At 53.5% G+C, this 15,756-nt stretch carries 11 protein-coding genes; 2 read left to right on the top strand and 9 right to left on the bottom strand.

Annotated features, from left to right (window positions below):
* Positions 1–4: 4 nt before the first annotated feature.
* Genes AC3EMD_RS08400 through AC3EMD_RS08380 form a run of 5 tightly spaced genes read right to left on the bottom strand, consistent with a single transcriptional unit; the run spans position 5 to position 7,061 of the window.
* The gene (locus AC3EMD_RS08400; protein ID WP_265003613.1) at positions 5–2,131 is read right to left on the bottom strand and encodes a class I SAM-dependent methyltransferase; all 2,127 of its coding nucleotides are present in this window, start codon (positions 2,129–2,131) and stop codon (positions 5–7) included.
* Positions 2,132–2,150: 19 nt separating this feature from the next.
* Positions 2,151–3,446, bottom strand: a complete 1,296-nt coding sequence (gene wzt, locus AC3EMD_RS08395) for an O9 family O-antigen export ABC transporter ATP-binding subunit (protein WP_012541096.1) — start codon at positions 3,444–3,446, stop codon at positions 2,151–2,153.
* A 2-nt stretch (positions 3,447–3,448) separates the two neighbouring features.
* The gene (gene wzm / locus AC3EMD_RS08390) at positions 3,449–4,234 is read right to left on the bottom strand and encodes an O9 family O-antigen export ABC transporter permease subunit (RefSeq protein ID WP_012541095.1); all 786 of its coding nucleotides are present in this window, start codon (positions 4,232–4,234) and stop codon (positions 3,449–3,451) included.
* Between the two features lie 5 nt (positions 4,235–4,239).
* On the bottom strand, positions 4,240–5,622 hold the full coding sequence (rfbK, locus tag AC3EMD_RS08385) for an O9 family phosphomannomutase RfbK (RefSeq protein WP_049017795.1): 1,383 nt from the start codon (positions 5,620–5,622) through the stop codon (positions 4,240–4,242).
* A 23-nt stretch (positions 5,623–5,645) separates the two neighbouring features.
* On the bottom strand, positions 5,646–7,061 hold the full coding sequence (locus tag AC3EMD_RS08380; protein WP_004180506.1) for a mannose-1-phosphate guanylyltransferase/mannose-6-phosphate isomerase: 1,416 nt from the start codon (positions 7,059–7,061) through the stop codon (positions 5,646–5,648).
* Positions 7,062–8,137: 1,076 nt separating this feature from the next.
* Here AC3EMD_RS08380 and AC3EMD_RS08375 point away from each other — a divergent pair.
* Both AC3EMD_RS08375 and AC3EMD_RS08370 read left to right on the top strand, forming a co-directional pair.
* Entirely contained in the window at positions 8,138–9,142 is a 1,005-nt protein-coding gene (locus tag AC3EMD_RS08375; protein ID WP_114500090.1) for an NAD-dependent epimerase, read from the top strand.
* A gap of 399 nt (positions 9,143–9,541) precedes the next feature.
* Complete coding sequence (locus tag AC3EMD_RS08370) at positions 9,542–9,664, top strand: small membrane protein (protein ID WP_004144151.1); 123 nt, start codon at positions 9,542–9,544, stop codon at positions 9,662–9,664.
* A 566-nt stretch (positions 9,665–10,230) separates the two neighbouring features.
* On the opposite strand, the gene AC3EMD_RS08365 is transcribed toward AC3EMD_RS08370, so the two are convergent.
* From AC3EMD_RS08365 to AC3EMD_RS08350, 4 genes are all read right to left on the bottom strand, one after another.
* Positions 10,231–11,238, bottom strand: a complete 1,008-nt coding sequence (locus AC3EMD_RS08365) for an NAD-dependent epimerase (RefSeq protein WP_083565375.1) — start codon at positions 11,236–11,238, stop codon at positions 10,231–10,233.
* A gap of 192 nt (positions 11,239–11,430) precedes the next feature.
* Entirely contained in the window at positions 11,431–12,597 is a 1,167-nt protein-coding gene (gene ugd / locus AC3EMD_RS08360) for a UDP-glucose 6-dehydrogenase (protein ID WP_000704907.1), read from the bottom strand.
* 163 nt (positions 12,598–12,760) lie between these two features.
* Positions 12,761–14,131: an O9 family phosphomannomutase RfbK gene (gene rfbK, locus AC3EMD_RS08355; RefSeq protein WP_004899416.1), complete on the bottom strand. Its 1,371-nt coding sequence runs from the start codon at positions 14,129–14,131 to the stop codon at positions 12,761–12,763.
* A 23-nt stretch (positions 14,132–14,154) separates the two neighbouring features.
* Positions 14,155–15,570: a mannose-1-phosphate guanylyltransferase/mannose-6-phosphate isomerase gene (locus tag AC3EMD_RS08350; protein WP_012967599.1), complete on the bottom strand. Its 1,416-nt coding sequence runs from the start codon at positions 15,568–15,570 to the stop codon at positions 14,155–14,157.
* Between the last annotated feature and the right edge of the window lie 186 nt (positions 15,571–15,756).

The following is a 15,756-nucleotide window of genomic DNA, read 5'->3' as shown; positions in this document are numbered from 1 at the left end:
CTCCTTATTTATTTTTCGTTAGTTTGAGATAAATTTCATAAACCTCCGGAGGTAAAAGCTCCGGATGCATCACTTGCAGTTCAGTCTGCGATAAAATCTGCGCATCAGCCTGATACTGACTGTGCGGCAGTGGATTCATACGACGATACAAACGATAGGCCGGCTGATAAAGGCCCAGCTTATGTAAACCATTTACCGCGGTATGTTTTACCTGCGGATGTTTTCTCATAAACGAGAAAACAAACCGCAGGACGCGCTTAATAAAATGTTTACACCGCTGCACGAAACCATACTGCCTCAGCAAATGGATCTGCAGGCCCAGATAACGATAACCCTTGGTCATTCTCCAGGAACGGCTGCGATGGATTTTTTCAATTTCCTGGCGAAGCTGTTGGTTTTCGTTGCTTAAATGGTGGATCTCCCGGTTAGCGGCTTCCAGTCGCTGCAGTAGCTCAGCGGTTTCAGGTGGCAACTCGGGCTGAACGTCAGCCTGGGCGTGCGCTTGCGCCGTCTGCAACAGCGCCGCCAGCTGCTCCATATTCTCACCAAGCCAGGTGAGTTCATGGCTGACTTCCACTGGCTGTTGAGCTTTCTCGACGAACGCATCCTGAGCGGCCTGCAGCTGAGCCATCTGCTGCTCCAGGGTATGGATTTGGCCGCGCAACGCTTCTGAGCCGGCGCTTTCATGACGCACCCGGGACTGGAGCTCCAGCAGCACCGTCTCCTGAGCGATGATCCACTGTTCCGTCGCCCCGCGCTGCTGTTCAGCTGAAGGCAGCTTCGCTTTCTTCTCGAACAGCGCCAACAGCAGGGCAAAGTTCCAGCGTTCAACCGGCTCCTGCCAGACCGCATACAGCCAGTTAGACCACGGCTGGGGCAGATTAAACGGATGAACAGGCGCCGAGCGCCAGAAACCAGTCCAGCTTTTGTTTTCGGCAAACAGCTCATTCACAAACACGAAGAACGACTGGACAAGGTTCGTCGGCCAGCTGCAGTCCTGCGGCGTGGTAACGATAGAGCCGAAGTCGATTAAGCGCGCATGCTGTCGGGCATCGACCATCACGTTCCACGGGCGTACATCGTCATGCCAGAACCCTTGTTTCTCCAGCGCCGCTAAGGAACGAAGCAAGCTACCGAGGATTTTTTCACGATCGATCTCCTCCCCGGCTGCCAGCATATCGCTCAGCAAACGACCCGGGAGTTTTTCCATCACCAGCCAGCCTGACTGAGCATTTTCGCCGTGGGCCAGTAATGCGGGCGCGTCAAAGCCCGCTGGCGGTTGCGCCAGGAACTTTATTTCATTATGCAGTTCATGTTTATTACGCTGGCTCTCTTCCGCCGTCAGGATGCCGTGGGGCATGTCGTAATAGAAAAACTTGCATACATAATCTTCGCCAAAGAAGTAGCGACGGCTGCGCTTATGCGCGAGGCCGGCCCCGGCATAGGGCTGATTCTGCCAGTGCTGGAACGGCTGATTAAAATCGTTGATCAGCACCCGGTGGTTGCTGACCAGGTACATCGGGCGCGGTACGGGGGATAAATGGGTGTCAAACTCACCGATCAGGCGATAAAACGCGCACTGCTCAATCAGTTCGCGCGGGTCGTCCGGCTGAGAAACGCCCCAGTAAAGCGGTTCTTCTTTCACCGCCAGCTCAAGGATCACCGCCTGGGTGACATCGGCCAGGCGCGAGAGCAGACGTTTAACTTCATCGATACCATGAAGGTGAACAATATGGTGAAACACGCTTAAGCCAATGGCCAGATCAAACTCGCCCTCTTCCAGCGCGGCGATCACCTCTTCAATTCTGCCTACCCGGAACTCGGCGGCAAAATCGGGGTTCTCTTCGGCCAGCGCGCGGCACACGTTAATATTTTCCTGCTGGAAATCGATACCAACGATAGTCGCGCCTTTGCTTGCCAGACTCAGGCTAAAAAAGCCCTGCGCGCAGCCCAGATCGAGAACGTTAAGCGGGCGCCCCAGCGCACGGGATAAGTTATCGTACTGTTCGGTAATCAAATCGAGGCGTTGATTACAATCACGAGCGGCGTCGCCATCCCATTCGGGATGGCCAAAAATAGTTTGATAAATCTCAGGTAATTCGCTAACCAGCGTGTTTAAGTCTTTAGTCATGGAATCGTTTTTCTCAACGTCATTGGTAGCTAGTAAAGGACGACTTAAGATCGATGACACCCCAGAAATCCATGCTCTTGGTCACATGTAAAATAATGGAGTCGTAACGTCTGTCCAGCGGCGTCATATCCGTCTGCGGGTTGCCGGCAGAGATACCAAATGACAGCAGGTAATCGCCACTGTTTAAATCAACCGGAAGGCTAAATTTAAAGACCCGAACATCGCCGCGGGAAACCGAAATATTTTCCCGCCCTTCAGAGGCGAGGAAAGAGTTGGTTCCGTAGAGGAATAAGCCATCGAGGGTCTTAATCAGGATGCCTGGCACCACGCAATCAAAATCGTATTCAAACACGACCTTCATCAGAAAATCGGTCTGCTGATTGCCCGTCAGTGAGGGAGGAAAATCAACCCCGGCGCTCTGGATATGATAATCGATGATTTTCGCGCCACCCTGCCCCCAGCGATATTCTTCCGGACGGTAGCCTGGGCGCGTGTGGTACACATCTTCAATCTCATCGAGAGACATCTGGCTTTCGCCACTGGCTGACGAGATAGCCGTTGCGCTTTTTGTCGCGCTGTCTTTATCCGGTTTGCCAAACAGCTCATCCAGGTAACGGTTGGTCACGTCGCGGGCGGTGCCGTCCATGCAGATGTCACCATTTTTGAGGAAAATGGCGCGGTCGCAGTGCTTGACGATATCCCCGGCGCTGTGGGAAACCAGCAGCAGTGTGGTCCCCTGCTTTTTGAAGTCCGCGATGCGAGCATAGCATTTCGCCTGAAAACGGGAGTCACCCACGGAGAGCGCTTCATCGACGATCAGAATATCCGGCCGGGAGGCCGTGGCGACAGCGAACGCCAGGCGCATTTGCATCCCGCTGGAATAGATGCGCACGGGCTCTTCAATGTAGTCGCCAATATCGGCGAAGGCTTCGATCTCCGGCATTAAGCGCTCGATCTCTTCCCGGCCCAGGCCCATCATCAGCCCGGACATATACACGTTCTGCCGGCCGGTAAAGTCAGGATGGAAGCCCATGCCCAGCTCCAGCAGCGCGGCGACGCGCCCCTGGATTTCAATGCTGCCTTTGGTAGGCTGAGTGGTGCCGGTCAGCAGCTTCAGCAACGTACTTTTACCTGCGCCGTTCACCCCAACAATGCCGACCGCTTCACCGGGTTCAATGCTGAAATTGATATCTTTCAATACCCATTTCTTGCTGTGCCGCGGCTTATCGCCCGGCAGTAGTTTCTCAATGACCCGGTTCCATTTGGATGGATAATATTTATACGCCTTGCCGACGTGCTGAACTTTGATACTCATGATTAAATCTCGTCCACAATATCAGCGGCATGTTTTTTAAATAAACGCCAGGCAAATAAAAACAGAATGACCGACACCACTGTGACCGGAAGCAGCGCCATCCAGTTAGGGCTCTGGTGATAGAGCATCACGTTCTGGTAGGAACCGATAATTGTCGCCATCGGGTTATACGCCAGCAGACCTGATACCCATTCCGGCAGCGTTTTGGATACGTAAACTATCGGCGTAAACCAGAACCAAAACTGCAGCAGGATATTGACGAACTGCCCGACGTCGCGGACAAAAACGTTCAGCACCCCGAGGATAATCCCCAGGCCAAGAGTAAACAGCATCTGGACGATCAGCACCGGAATGATTTCAAAGAAAATCATGCCCGGGAAATTGCCCGTGACGATCAGAAACAGTACAAACAGACCAAAAATGATCAGGAAGTTAATGAACGCCGAGGCGGTGACAATGATCGGTAAACAGATCCGCGGAAAGCTCAGTTTCTTGAGGATATTGGCATTGGTCAGAAAAACGTTGACCAGATTGCCGAGCGTTTCCGTAAACAGCCCCCAGGTTAATACCCCGGAACAGAGGTAGATACTGTAGGCAAAAGGACCATCCATGCCCGCCAGGCGGGCACGCATTAACTCTGAAAAAATTAATGTATAGACGGAAATCATGGCGATCGGCTGTAAGATCAGCCATGCCGCGCCTAAAAAACTGGTCTGGTAACGGGACTGAAAGTCCCGTTTAACGCTGTCAATAATAAAGCCACGGTAGCGATAGATCGCTGAAAACATAGGACTCAAAGCGATTCCTCTTTTAACAGGTTGAGCAGCTCGGCGGTTTTCTCATTCATTAACGCCGTATCCGCTCTGGACTCCACGTTCAGACGCACCACCGGCTCCGTGTTGGACGTGCGCAGGTTAAAGCGCCACTCAGGGTATTCAATACTGATACCGTCCGTTGTGTCGATGTGTGCGGCCGCCGGCTCATACTGTGCCCGGATGCGCGCTATCGCCTCCGCCGCATTCCCCAGCTTGCGGTTGATCTCCCCCGACGCCGGGAACGCCGCCTGGCGGTCCGCCACCAGCGATTTCAGCGAACTGTTCTTCAGGCACAGCAGCTCCGCCACCAGCAGCCACGGGATCATCCCGCTGTCGCAGTAGGCGAAGTCGCGGAAGTAATGGTGCGCGCTCATCTCCCCGCCGTAGATGGCGTCTTCCTGGCGCATCCGCTCCTTGATGAACGCATGCCCCGTCTTCGACATCACCGGCTGGCCGCCGCTGCGGGTCACGATGTCCACCGTGTTCCACGTCAGACGCGGGTCGTGAATGATTTTCGCCCCCGGCTGCTTCTGCAGGAACGCTTCCGCCAGCAGGCCGACAATGTAGTACCCCTCGATAAACGACGCCTCGCCATCGAACAGGAAGCAGCGGTCGAAGTCGCCGTCAAAGGCGATACCCATGTCCGCCTGATGCGCACGCACCGCGTCGGCGGTGTCCTGACGGCACTCCGGCAGCAGCGGGTTCGGGATACCGTTCGGGAAATGGCCGTCCGGCTGGTGATGCACCTTGATAAAGGTCACCGGCGCCCCGGCCGCCGCGAAGCGTTTCTCCACCTCATCAATCACGTGCCCCGCCGCCCCGTTGCCGGAGTTCACCACCAGCTTCAGCGGACGGGTGAAGTTCGCCAGATCCACGTAGCCCATCAGGTGGTCAACGTACTCTTTCAGCACCGAAATCTGACGCAGGGTCCCGCGACGCGCCGGGTCCACCGGCGGGAACTGGTTCTCCTCCGCCAGGCGCTGGATATCCCGCAGGCCGGTGTCGCCGCTGATGGGCTTCGCGTTCTCGCGCACCAGCTTCATACCGTTGTAGTTCATCGGGTTATGGCTCGCCGTCACCTCGATGCCGCCGTCCACCCCGAGGTGGAAGGTGGCGAAGTAAATCTCTTCCGTGCCGCTCAGGCCGATATCCAGCACGTCGGTGCCGGCGTCCATCAGCCCGCGGGCCAGCGCCAGCTTCAGCGACTCGCTGGTGAGGCGCACATCGCCCCCCACCACTATCTTCCCGGGTTTCAGAAATTCGCCGTAGGCGCGGCCGATACGGTAGGCGATGTCCTCGTTCAGCTCCTCGCCCAGTTCACCACGGATGTCATAAGCCTTAAAGCATGTTAACTGTGTCATTCTGCGTTTTGTCCCGAAAAAAATTAGCAACGACCATACTGGTCTTTAATACGAATAATGTCGTCCTCGCCGAGGTACGACCCCGACTGGATCTCCAGCACTTCCAGCGGAATACGGCCCGGGTTTTCCAGGCTGTGCTCGGCGCCAATCGGAATAAAGGTGGACTGGTTCTCGGTCAGCAGGAACTGCTTGCCGTTGACCGTCACCTGGCCGGTGCCGGCGAGAATGACCCAGTGCTCGGCGCGGTGGTGGTGCATCTGCATCGAGAAGGCGCCGCCCGGTTTCACGGTGATACGGTTGACGTTGAAGCGCGGGGTCTGGACCACCACGTCGCAGCGGCCCCAGGGACGGTAAATCTCGCGGTGGCGTTTGTACTCGCTGCGCTGGTTCTGCTTGAGGAACTCGACCGCCTTCTTCACGTCCTGGGAACGCTCGCGGTTCATCACCAGCACCGCGTCCTTGGTGCTGACAATCACCAGGTTCTCCACGCCGATGGCCGCCACCAGCTTCTCGTCGCTGTTGATGTAGCAGTTTTCGCTGTTGTGCACCCAGGCGTCACCGCTGAGGACGTTACCCTGCTCGTCTTTCGGGCTGACCTCCCACAGGGCGGACCAGGAGCCAACGTCGCTCCAGTCGGCATCGAGACCGACCACCACCGCGTCGGCGGTTTTCTCCATCACCGCGTAGTCCACGGACTCGTCCGGGCACTCGCAGAAAATGTCATGCGGAATGCTGATGAAGTCGCTGCCGTTGTCGGCGGCATTGACCGCGGCCTGGCAGGCTTCGAGGATATCCGGGCGGAATTTGGCCAGCTCGGAGAGGTATTTTTTGGCGCGGAACATAAACATGCCGCTGTTCCAGTAGTACTCCCCGGAGGCGAGGTAGGCCTCAGCGCGCTCGCGGTCCGGCTTCTCCACGAAGCGGGCCACCTGGTACGGGGTGTGGGCGCTGTCGGTGAGGGCCACGCCGCGCTGGATGTAACCGTAGCCGGTTTCCGGGGCGTTCGGCACGATACCGAAGGTGACCAGATGGCCTTCATCGGCATACTGCTCGGCGACGCGGATGGCGTCGTGGAAGACCGGCTGGTTATTGATGATATGGTCGGCGGCGAGGACCAGCATCAGCGGGTCGTCGCCGTGACGGGTGGCCTGAAGAGCCGCCAGGGCGATGGCCGGGGCGGTGTTGCGCCCGACCGGTTCAAGAATAATGTTGTTCGACAGCTTGTTGAGCTGACGCAGCTGTTCGGCCACCAGGAAGCGGTGCTCTTCGTTACAGATGACCATCGGTTCATGGATTTCAAGGCCCGAGAGTCGGGTGATGGTTTCCTGCAGCATGGAGTTCTGCCCGAACAGCCGGAGGAACTGTTTCGGGTAAAGCTCGCGAGACATCGGCCAGAGACGACTGCCGGTACCACCAGCCATAATTACAGGAAGTAACATAATGAAATCCTTAAATAAATAATTGCTTTATTTTACTATCAATCAATCGACCGTCAGGTGGCGTGGCCTTTTTGAGGCACGCTACCGCCATTGGCTGTCGCAACCAAAATGCGTACTGCTCCCGTGCTCCAGGCTAAGCGCCACCCTCTTTCGCTTCAGGCTGTCGGCAGATCGTTCAGTCAGCGGCTACAATGACAGCCTGGCGGAACGCGTGTCCCGAAAACCTAAAAGCAGAGATATACCTTCAGGCATATCTCTGCTTTTAACATGCATCTTCCCTCACCTGGCCGCCAAACGCACCACACTTTCCGCATTTGCCGCCGGGTTAACCATCAGGACTTTCTCATTTACGCAGGGCAAAACACATGCCCTTACCGCCACCGAAAAAAGCGCAACGGGCGCCCAGCCGATGCTGGCAACCGTCAGAAAGGAGCGTTTACGACGTGGGGAAAGATAAGAAGAGACATCGTCTTCGCCGCCATGGAGACCACGCGCATTCAGGCTTGATGGCCCTGCGCACACAACAACGGCGCTATGTTCCGATAGGTGGGATAAACGACTCATGCCTCTACACTGCACATTCCACAAAGAAAATCGTGCGCAGATTATAGCGCTGGTCGGCGGGAATAAAAATAAAAAAGCCTACTGATTAATGGATTACTCAAATGACACACATCATAAACATTCATTAAACAAGCAAAAAAAGAGCAATTTGTTGATATCCATGAAGAAAAGAAAGCCATCATTGCGCACTTTTAGCCCGTTTGATAAATAAACCGGGCACAAAAAATATAACTTTAAACAAACTTATGCCGGGCTCAATGGGTATTTGTTGCCATTGTGTTTAGCCACAAATCGCTAAACCGCTGACAAGTCACAAGGTTATTATTCGGATGCTAACAGTCAAATGAGAAACATTGTTATTTATCACCTTTTGCCACGGTTATTTGCCAGAAAAAACGTCCTTCACCTCACGTCTGGCGGAGATGACGCGGCAAAGCAAGTGATCCCAACCGCAAGCCAGTGTAAAATCGGCACTTATGTAGAACGGGATATCCACACCCCGGAGGAAAAATATGAAGTTTTTGGTCACTGGTGCCGCAGGTTTTATCGGCTTTCATATCGCGCAGCGCCTGCTGAATGAAGGGCATGATGTTGTCGGGATCGACAACATGAACGACTATTATGACGTCAGCCTGAAGCAGGCCCGTCTGGATCGCCTGGCATCTCCGGCATTCCATTTCCAGCAGCTGGATCTGGCTGACCGGGAAGGTATGGCAAAGCTGTTCGCCGCAGAGCAATTTGATCGCGTGATCCACCTGGCCGCCCAGGCCGGTGTGCGTTACTCGCTGGAAAATCCGTATGCCTATGCGGACGCTAACCTGATGGGTTATCTGAACATTCTGGAAGGCTGCCGTCATACCAAAGTGAAACACCTGGTGTACGCCTCCTCCAGCTCGGTTTATGGCCTTAACCGTAAAATGCCGTTCTCCACCGAAGATTCCGTCGATCATCCGGTCTCCCTGTATGCCGCCACCAAGAAAGCCAATGAGCTGATGGCGCATACCTATTCCCATCTGTACAGCATCCCGACCACCGGGCTGCGCTTCTTTACGGTCTATGGCCCCTGGGGCCGCCCGGATATGGCGCTGTTCAAGTTCACGAAAGCGATGCTGGAAGGGAAAAGTATTGACGTCTACAACTACGGCAAAATGAAGCGCGACTTTACCTATATCGACGACATCGTCGAGGCGGTGGTGCGTATTCAGGATGTGATCCCGCAGGCTAATGCCGACTGGACCGTTGAGAGCGGTTCCCCGGCCACCAGTTCCGCGCCATATCGGGTCTATAACATTGGCAACAGCTCGCCGGTGGAACTGATGGACTACATCACCGCCCTGGAAGAGGCGCTGGGGATGGAAGCGAAGAAGAATATGATGCCGATCCAGCCGGGCGATGTGCTGGACACCAGCGCAGACACCCAACCGCTATATGACCTGGTGGGTTTCAAGCCGCAGACGTCAGTGAAGGAAGGCGTGAAGAACTTTGTCGAGTGGTATAAGGATTACTATCAGATCTAATCCCCTGCCCAGCCGCAATCGTCAGGTTGCGGCAACCTCTTCTATGGAACCTCCGTTATCCTGACTATATGTCGACGGAATGCACATTCATTGTTTTATATATAATATTTTGTGCTATAGACAGATTTTTTGCCTTTTTTCTCGCACGCCTGAAACCAGTTTCATCCAGCCTTTTTCAAAAAAGCAAATATCCGCGCGCCAGGCACTCACACTTTTCTGTCATCCATCCCAATTTGGTGAGTGGAAACAGCATTATATGCTGATTGAGAAAAAACATTACTCTCTGTAGGAATTTTCCTAAATCCAGGATATGTTAGAGCAAGCCATGCAACAGAGCAAAACTGGTGTATTGCTTATCAAACTAATAATTCAATCAACATAAGCCCTGTGGTAGATATTATGGAAAACCTATTTTTCTTAGTGGTGGCTGCCATACTACTTGCTGTTTCCGTTTATTTCTTGATTTCTTATTTAAAAGACAGAAAGAAAACGAAACTGACGTTTAATAAACGCAAGTGGTAAGGACCGCTCTGTATTGCAATTAGATTAAGATAACATTAAGAGATAAAAAAATGATATTACAGAATGACCGTTCATTCTGCGTTTTGGCATGGCATTAAGGCAAGAAAAATAGTGTTAATCGCACCCTGTTCATCAAATTTCTTATAGGGCATAAATAACAAAAGCCTGCGTTGCAGGCTTTGTTTTACCTCCCGGCGCTTATCTCCGGCATCTACATCACAGTGACGGTAGCTCTTCACAAGGTAAGTTTAACTTATCGGACCTGTTTTCAACCCGCAACGGCTTTTGAACAGGATCGTAATGTCCATCACAATTTATTGAGGTTAATCTGAATGTGCGAGAAATACGCGTAGTGAGGGATATAGCGGGGGAGAGAAAGAAGAACACTGGCGGCAGGGAACCGCCAGGGTCAGACAGGCACAACTAATCGTTACCAAACAGATCGCGGGTGTATACCTTGTCCGCAACATCCACCCGCTTTTCCGCCATACGGTAATGATACATCCGCTACTTGCTGCCGGTATGAGGGAGGCGCGAAAACGTTTCTATCCCCCCCTTCCAATAAACTAGTTATATTGATAGTACTCTTTATACCAATCTACAAAGTTTTTAACACCTTGCTGTACTGGCGTTTCCGGTTTAAAACCAATAGTTTTATAGAGAGCTTGTGTCTCGGCACTGGTATTCAACACATCACCAGGCTGGATAGGCATCATATTCTTCTTCGCTTCCAATCCCAATGCCTGCTCCAATGCATTGATATAATCCATCAGTTCCACCGGTGAGCTGTTACCAATGTTGTAGACCCGATATGGCGCGGAGCTGGTAGCCGGAGAGCCTTCCTCGACTGTCCATTCAGGATCAGGCTGAGGGATTACATCCTGGATACGAACAATAGCTTCGACAATATCATCTATATAGGTAAAATCACGCTTCATTTTACCATAGTTATAAACATCAATGCTTTTCCCTTCCAGCATCGCTTTCGTGAATTTGAATAACGCCATGTCCGGACGGCCCCAGGGACCATAGACCGTAAAGAAGCGCAGTCCTGTCGTCGGGATGCTGTACAGATGGGAATAAGTATGTGCCATCAGCTCATTAGCTTTTTTTGTGGCAGCATACAACGAAACGGGGTGGTCGACTGAATCATCTGTTGAGAATGGCATTTTACGGTTTAGACCGTAGACAGAACTGGATGAAGCATATAATAGATGTTGCACTTTATTATGACGGCAACCTTCCAAAATATTCAGGTAGCCCGTTAAATTGGAATCTGCGTAAGCATATGGATTTTCGAGAGAATAACGTACACCCGCTTGAGCCGCAAGATGGATAACACGTTCAAACTGCTCCGTTTCGAAAAGTTTAGCCATACCATCACGGTCAGCGAGATCTAACTTGTAAAAAGTAAAAGAGGGAGATTCTAATTGTTCAAGACGAGATTCTTTTAACTTTACATCATAATAATCATTAATGTTATCAATCCCAACAACTTGATGCCCATCATTCAAAAGGCGTTTGCTGACATGAAACCCAATAAAACCAGCCGCACCAGTGACTAAAAATTTCATATTTAAACTCCTGAGAAATACTCGATTGGCAGCATTGATGTTTTACAAACTTAGTTTATATCACCAGAAAAAATCACTAACCGTAAATAACTAACTGGATAACCATTTCCACAAGTTAATTAACATCAATGAAATCCAATTTCATATAAAATTTGGCTGGATATACTCTCATCCAGCCAAAGGTTATAAATCCTAATCATTACCAAACAGATCGCGGGTGTAAACCTTGTCCGCCACATCCGCCAGCTCTTCCGCCATACGGTTAGAGATGATCACATCCGCCTCTTGTTTGAAGGCATCCAGGTCGCGCACGACGCGTGAGTTGAAGAACTCATCTTCCTGCATCACAGGTTCATAGATAATGACCGGAATACCTTTCGCCTTGATGCGCTTCATGATGCCCTGAATAGAAGAGGCACGGAAGTTGTCCGAACCACTCTTCATGATCAGGCGATACACACCCACCACTTTCGGCTTACGGGCGAGAATAGAATCCGCGATAAAGTCTTTACGGGTACGGTTAGCATCCACGATAGCCGCGATGATATTGTTCGGGACCGATTCGTAGTTCGCCAGCAGCTGCTTGGTATCTTTCGGCAAGCAGTAGCCGCCATAGCCAAAGGACGGGTTGTTATAGTGGTTGCCGATACGCGGATCCAGGCATACCCCTTCGATAATCTGCTTGCTGTTCAGCCCCTGGCTTTCAGCATAGCTGTCGAGCTCGTTGAAATAGGCAACGCGCAGCGCCAGATAGGTGTTCGCGAACAGTTTGATCGCTTCCGCTTCAGTGGAGTCGGTAAACAGGGTCGGGATATCCTGCTTAATCGCGCCTTCTTTCAACAGGTCTGCGAAACGTTCAGCACGCGCAGAGCGCTCACCAATAACAATGCGCGACGGGTGCAGGTTGTCGTACAGCGCACGGCCTTCACGCAGGAACTCAGGAGAGAAAATAACATTATCTATCCCTAAACGTTCTTTGATGTCGCGGGTGAACCCCACAGGGATGGTCGATTTAATGATCATCACCGCGTTCGGGTTGATCTCTGTGACATCGCGAATAACCGCTTCCACTGTAGAGGTGTTGAAGTAGTTGGTTTTGGGATCATAATCGGTCGGCGTCGCAATAATCACGTAGTCGGCATTACGATAGGCGTCGTGCTTGTCCGTGGTGGCACGGAAATTTAACGGTTTTTCTGCCAGATATTCCTGAATCTCTTTATCCACAATCGGAGAGATCTTCTGGTTAAGCATATCCACTTTGGCCTGTACGATATCCAGAGCAACCACTTCGTGGTTTTGCGCAATCAGGACACCGTTCGATAAACCAACATAACCTGTACCGGAAATAGTAATTTTCATGAGATTACACTTTAATCAGTTAACTGGATAATGGCGGATAGCCACGAAATTAAATAATACTGTGCGCGGTTTTACGCTTTGACCAGTGGGATGTCAAGAATAAGCCATAAGGTCAATAATACGATTAAAATCTGACCCTATGGCTTCCATTATGGATAATGCATTACTTGAGAAGAGCTAAAATCTCTTCGGTTTTTGCATTCATTAACGCAGTATCCGCTCTGGACTCCACGTTCAGACGCACCACCGGCTCCGTGTTGGACGTGCGCAGGTTAAAGCGCCACTCAGGGTATTCAATACTGATACCGTCCGTTGTGTCGATGTGTGCGGCCGCCGGCTCATACTGTGCCCGGATGCGCGCTATCGCCTCCGCCGCATTCCCCAGCTTGCGGTTGATCTCCCCCGACGCCGGGAACGCCGCCTGGCGGTCCGCCACCAGCGATTTCAGCGAACTGTTCTTCAGACACAGCAGCTCCGCCACCAGCAGCCACGGGATCATCCCGCTGTCGCAGTAGGCGAAGTCGCGGAAGTAATGGTGCGCGCTCATCTCCCCGCCGTAGATGGCGTCTTCCTGGCGCATCCGCTCCTTGATGAACGCATGCCCCGTCTTCGACATCACCGGCTGGCCGCCGCTGCGGGTCACGATGTCCACCGTGTTCCACGTCAGACGCGGGTCGTGAATGATTTTCGCCCCCGGCTGCTTCTGCAGGAACGCTTCCGCCAGCAGGCCGACAATGTAGTACCCCTCGATAAACGACGCCTCGTCATCGAACAGGAAGCAGCGGTCGAAATCGCCGTCAAAGGCGATACCCATGTCCGCCTGATGCGCACGCACCGCATCGGCGGTGTCCTGGCGGCACTCCGGCAGCAGCGGGTTCGGGATACCGTTCGGGAAATGGCCGTCCGGCTGGTGATGCACCTTGATAAAGGTCACCGGCGCCCCGGCCGCCGCGAAGCGTTTCTCCACCTCATCAATCACGTGCCCCGCCGCCCCGTTGCCGGAGTTCACCACCAGCTTCAGCGGACGGGTGAAGTTCGCCAGGTCCACGTAGCCCATCAGGTGGTCAACGTACTCCTTCAGCACCGATATCTGGCGCAGGGTTCCGCGACGCGCCGGGTCCACCGGCGGGAACTGGTTCTCCTCCGCCAGGCGCTGGATATCCCGCAGGCCGGTGTCGCCGCTGATGGGCTTCGCGTTCTCGCGCACCAGCTTCATACCGTTGTAGTTCATCGGGTTATGGCTCGCCGTCACCTCGATGCCGCCGTCCACCCCGAGGTGGAAGGTGGCGAAGTAAATCTCTTCCGTGCCGCTCAGGCCGATATCCAGCACGTCGGTGCCGGCGTCCATCAGCCCGCGGGCCAGCGCCAGCTTCAGCGACTCGCTGGTGAGGCGCACATCGCCCCCCACCACTATCTTCCCGGGTTTCAGAAATTCGCCGTAGGCGCGGCCGATACGGTAGGCGATGTCCTCGTTCAGCTCCTCGCCCAGTTCACCACGGATGTCATAAGCCTTAAAGCATGTTAACTGTGTCATTCTGCGTTTTGTCCCGAAAAAAATTAGCAACGACCATACTGGTCTTTAATACGAATAATGTCGTCCTCGCCGAGGTACGACCCCGACTGGATCTCCAGCACTTCCAGCGGAATACGGCCCGGGTTTTCCAGGCTGTGCTCGGCGCCAATCGGAATAAAGGTGGACTGGTTCTCGGTCAGCAGGAACTGCTTGCCGTTGACCGTCACCTGGCCGGTGCCGGCGAGAATGACCCAGTGCTCGGCGCGGTGGTGGTGCATCTGCATCGAGAAGGCGCCGCCCGGTTTCACGGTGATACGGTTGACGTTGAAGCGCGGGGTCTGGACCACCACGTCGCAGCGGCCCCAGGGACGGTAAATCTCGCGGTGGCGCTTGTACTCGCTGCGCTGGTTCTGCTTGAGGAACTCGACCGCCTTCTTCACGTCCTGGGAACGCTCGCGGTTCATCACCAGCACGGCGTCCTTGGTGCTGACAATCACCAGGTTCTCCACGCCGATGGCCGCCACCAGCTTCTCGTCGCTGTTGATGTAGCAGTTTTCGCTGTTGTGCACCCACGCGTCACCGCTGAGGACGTTACCCTGCTCGTCTTTCGGGCTGACCTCCCACAGGGCGGACCAGGAGCCAACGTCGCTCCAGTCGGCATCGAGACCGACCACCACCGCGTCGGCGGTTTTCTCCATCACCGCGTAGTCCACGGACTCGTCCGGGCACTCGCAGAAAATGTCATGCGGAATGCTGATGAAGTCGCTGCCGTTGTCGGCGGCATTGACCGCGGCCTGGCAGGCTTCGAGGATATCCGGGCGGAATTTGGCCAGCTCGGAGAGGTATTTTTTGGCGCGGAACATAAACATGCCGCTGTTCCAGTAGTACTCCCCGGAGGCGAGGTAGGCCTCAGCGCGCTCGCGGTCCGGCTTCTCCACGAAGCGGGCCACCTGGTACGGGGTGTGGGCGCTGTCGGTGAGGGCCACGCCGCGCTGGATGTAACCGTAGCCGGTTTCCGGGGCGTTCGGCACGATACCGAAGGTGACCAGATGGCCTTCATCGGCATACTGCTCGGCGACGCGGATGGCGTCGTGGAAGACCGGCTGGTTATTGATGATATGGTCGGCGGCGAGGACCAGCATCAGCGGGTCGTCGCCGTGACGGGTGGCCTGAAGAGCCGCCAGGGCGATGGCCGGGGCGGTGTTGCGCCCGACCGGTTCAAGAATAATGTTGTTCGACAGCTTGTTGAGCTGACGCAGCTGTTCGGCCACCAGGAAGCGGTGCTCTTCGTTACAGATGACCATCGGTTCATGGATTTCAAGGCCCGAGAGTCGGGTGATGGTTTCCTGCAGCATGGAGTTCTGCCCGTACAGCCGGAGGAACTGTTTCGGGTAAAGCTCGCGAGACATCGGCCAGAGACGACTGCCGGTACCGCCAGCCATTATCACAGGAAGCAACATATTAATATCCTTTAATTAAAACCCTGTTATTAAACACCCAGATATATTCTGAGGCCAGAAGCAGATTATTATAGATATACAGAAGTATAAATATGGCAAATTCTTAAAAGATAAGCACTTGGTTTATTAGAGCTGAAAATAATGAAGACGTACAAATAAGATGACTTTGATCAGTTTATTGTAGGA

The organism is Klebsiella sp. PK18 (genome assembly GCF_057784655.1).
This window is presented reverse-complemented; position numbering and strand designations above follow the sequence as displayed.

Excerpts from the sequence above, each read along its gene's own strand:
- wzm (WP_012541095.1), bottom strand. The coding sequence starts at position 4,234 with ATGTTTTCAGCGATCTATCGCTACCGTGGCTTTATTATTGACAGCGTT.
- ugd (WP_000704907.1), bottom strand. The coding sequence starts at position 12,597 with ATGAAAATTACTATTTCCGGTACAGGTTATGTTGGTTTATCGAACGGT.
- AC3EMD_RS08375 (WP_114500090.1), top strand. The coding sequence starts at position 8,138 with ATGAAGTTTTTGGTCACTGGTGCCGCAGGTTTTATCGGCTTTCATATC.
- wzt (WP_012541096.1), bottom strand. The coding sequence starts at position 3,446 with ATGAGTATCAAAGTTCAGCACGTCGGCAAGGCGTATAAATATTATCCA.
- AC3EMD_RS08365 (WP_083565375.1), bottom strand. The coding sequence starts at position 11,238 with ATGAAATTTTTAGTCACTGGTGCGGCTGGTTTTATTGGGTTTCATGTC.
- rfbK (WP_004899416.1), bottom strand. The coding sequence starts at position 14,131 with ATGACACAGTTAACATGCTTTAAGGCTTATGACATCCGTGGTGAACTG.
- rfbK (WP_049017795.1), bottom strand. The coding sequence starts at position 5,622 with ATGACACAGTTAACATGCTTTAAGGCTTATGACATCCGTGGTGAACTG.
- AC3EMD_RS08380 (WP_004180506.1), bottom strand. The coding sequence starts at position 7,061 with ATGTTACTTCCTGTAATTATGGCTGGTGGTACCGGCAGTCGTCTCTGG.
- AC3EMD_RS08400 (WP_265003613.1), bottom strand. The coding sequence starts at position 2,131 with ATGACTAAAGACTTAAACACGCTGGTTAGCGAATTACCTGAGATTTAT.
- AC3EMD_RS08350 (WP_012967599.1), bottom strand. The coding sequence starts at position 15,570 with ATGTTGCTTCCTGTGATAATGGCTGGCGGTACCGGCAGTCGTCTCTGG.
- AC3EMD_RS08370 (WP_004144151.1), top strand. The coding sequence starts at position 9,542 with ATGGAAAACCTATTTTTCTTAGTGGTGGCTGCCATACTACTTGCTGTT.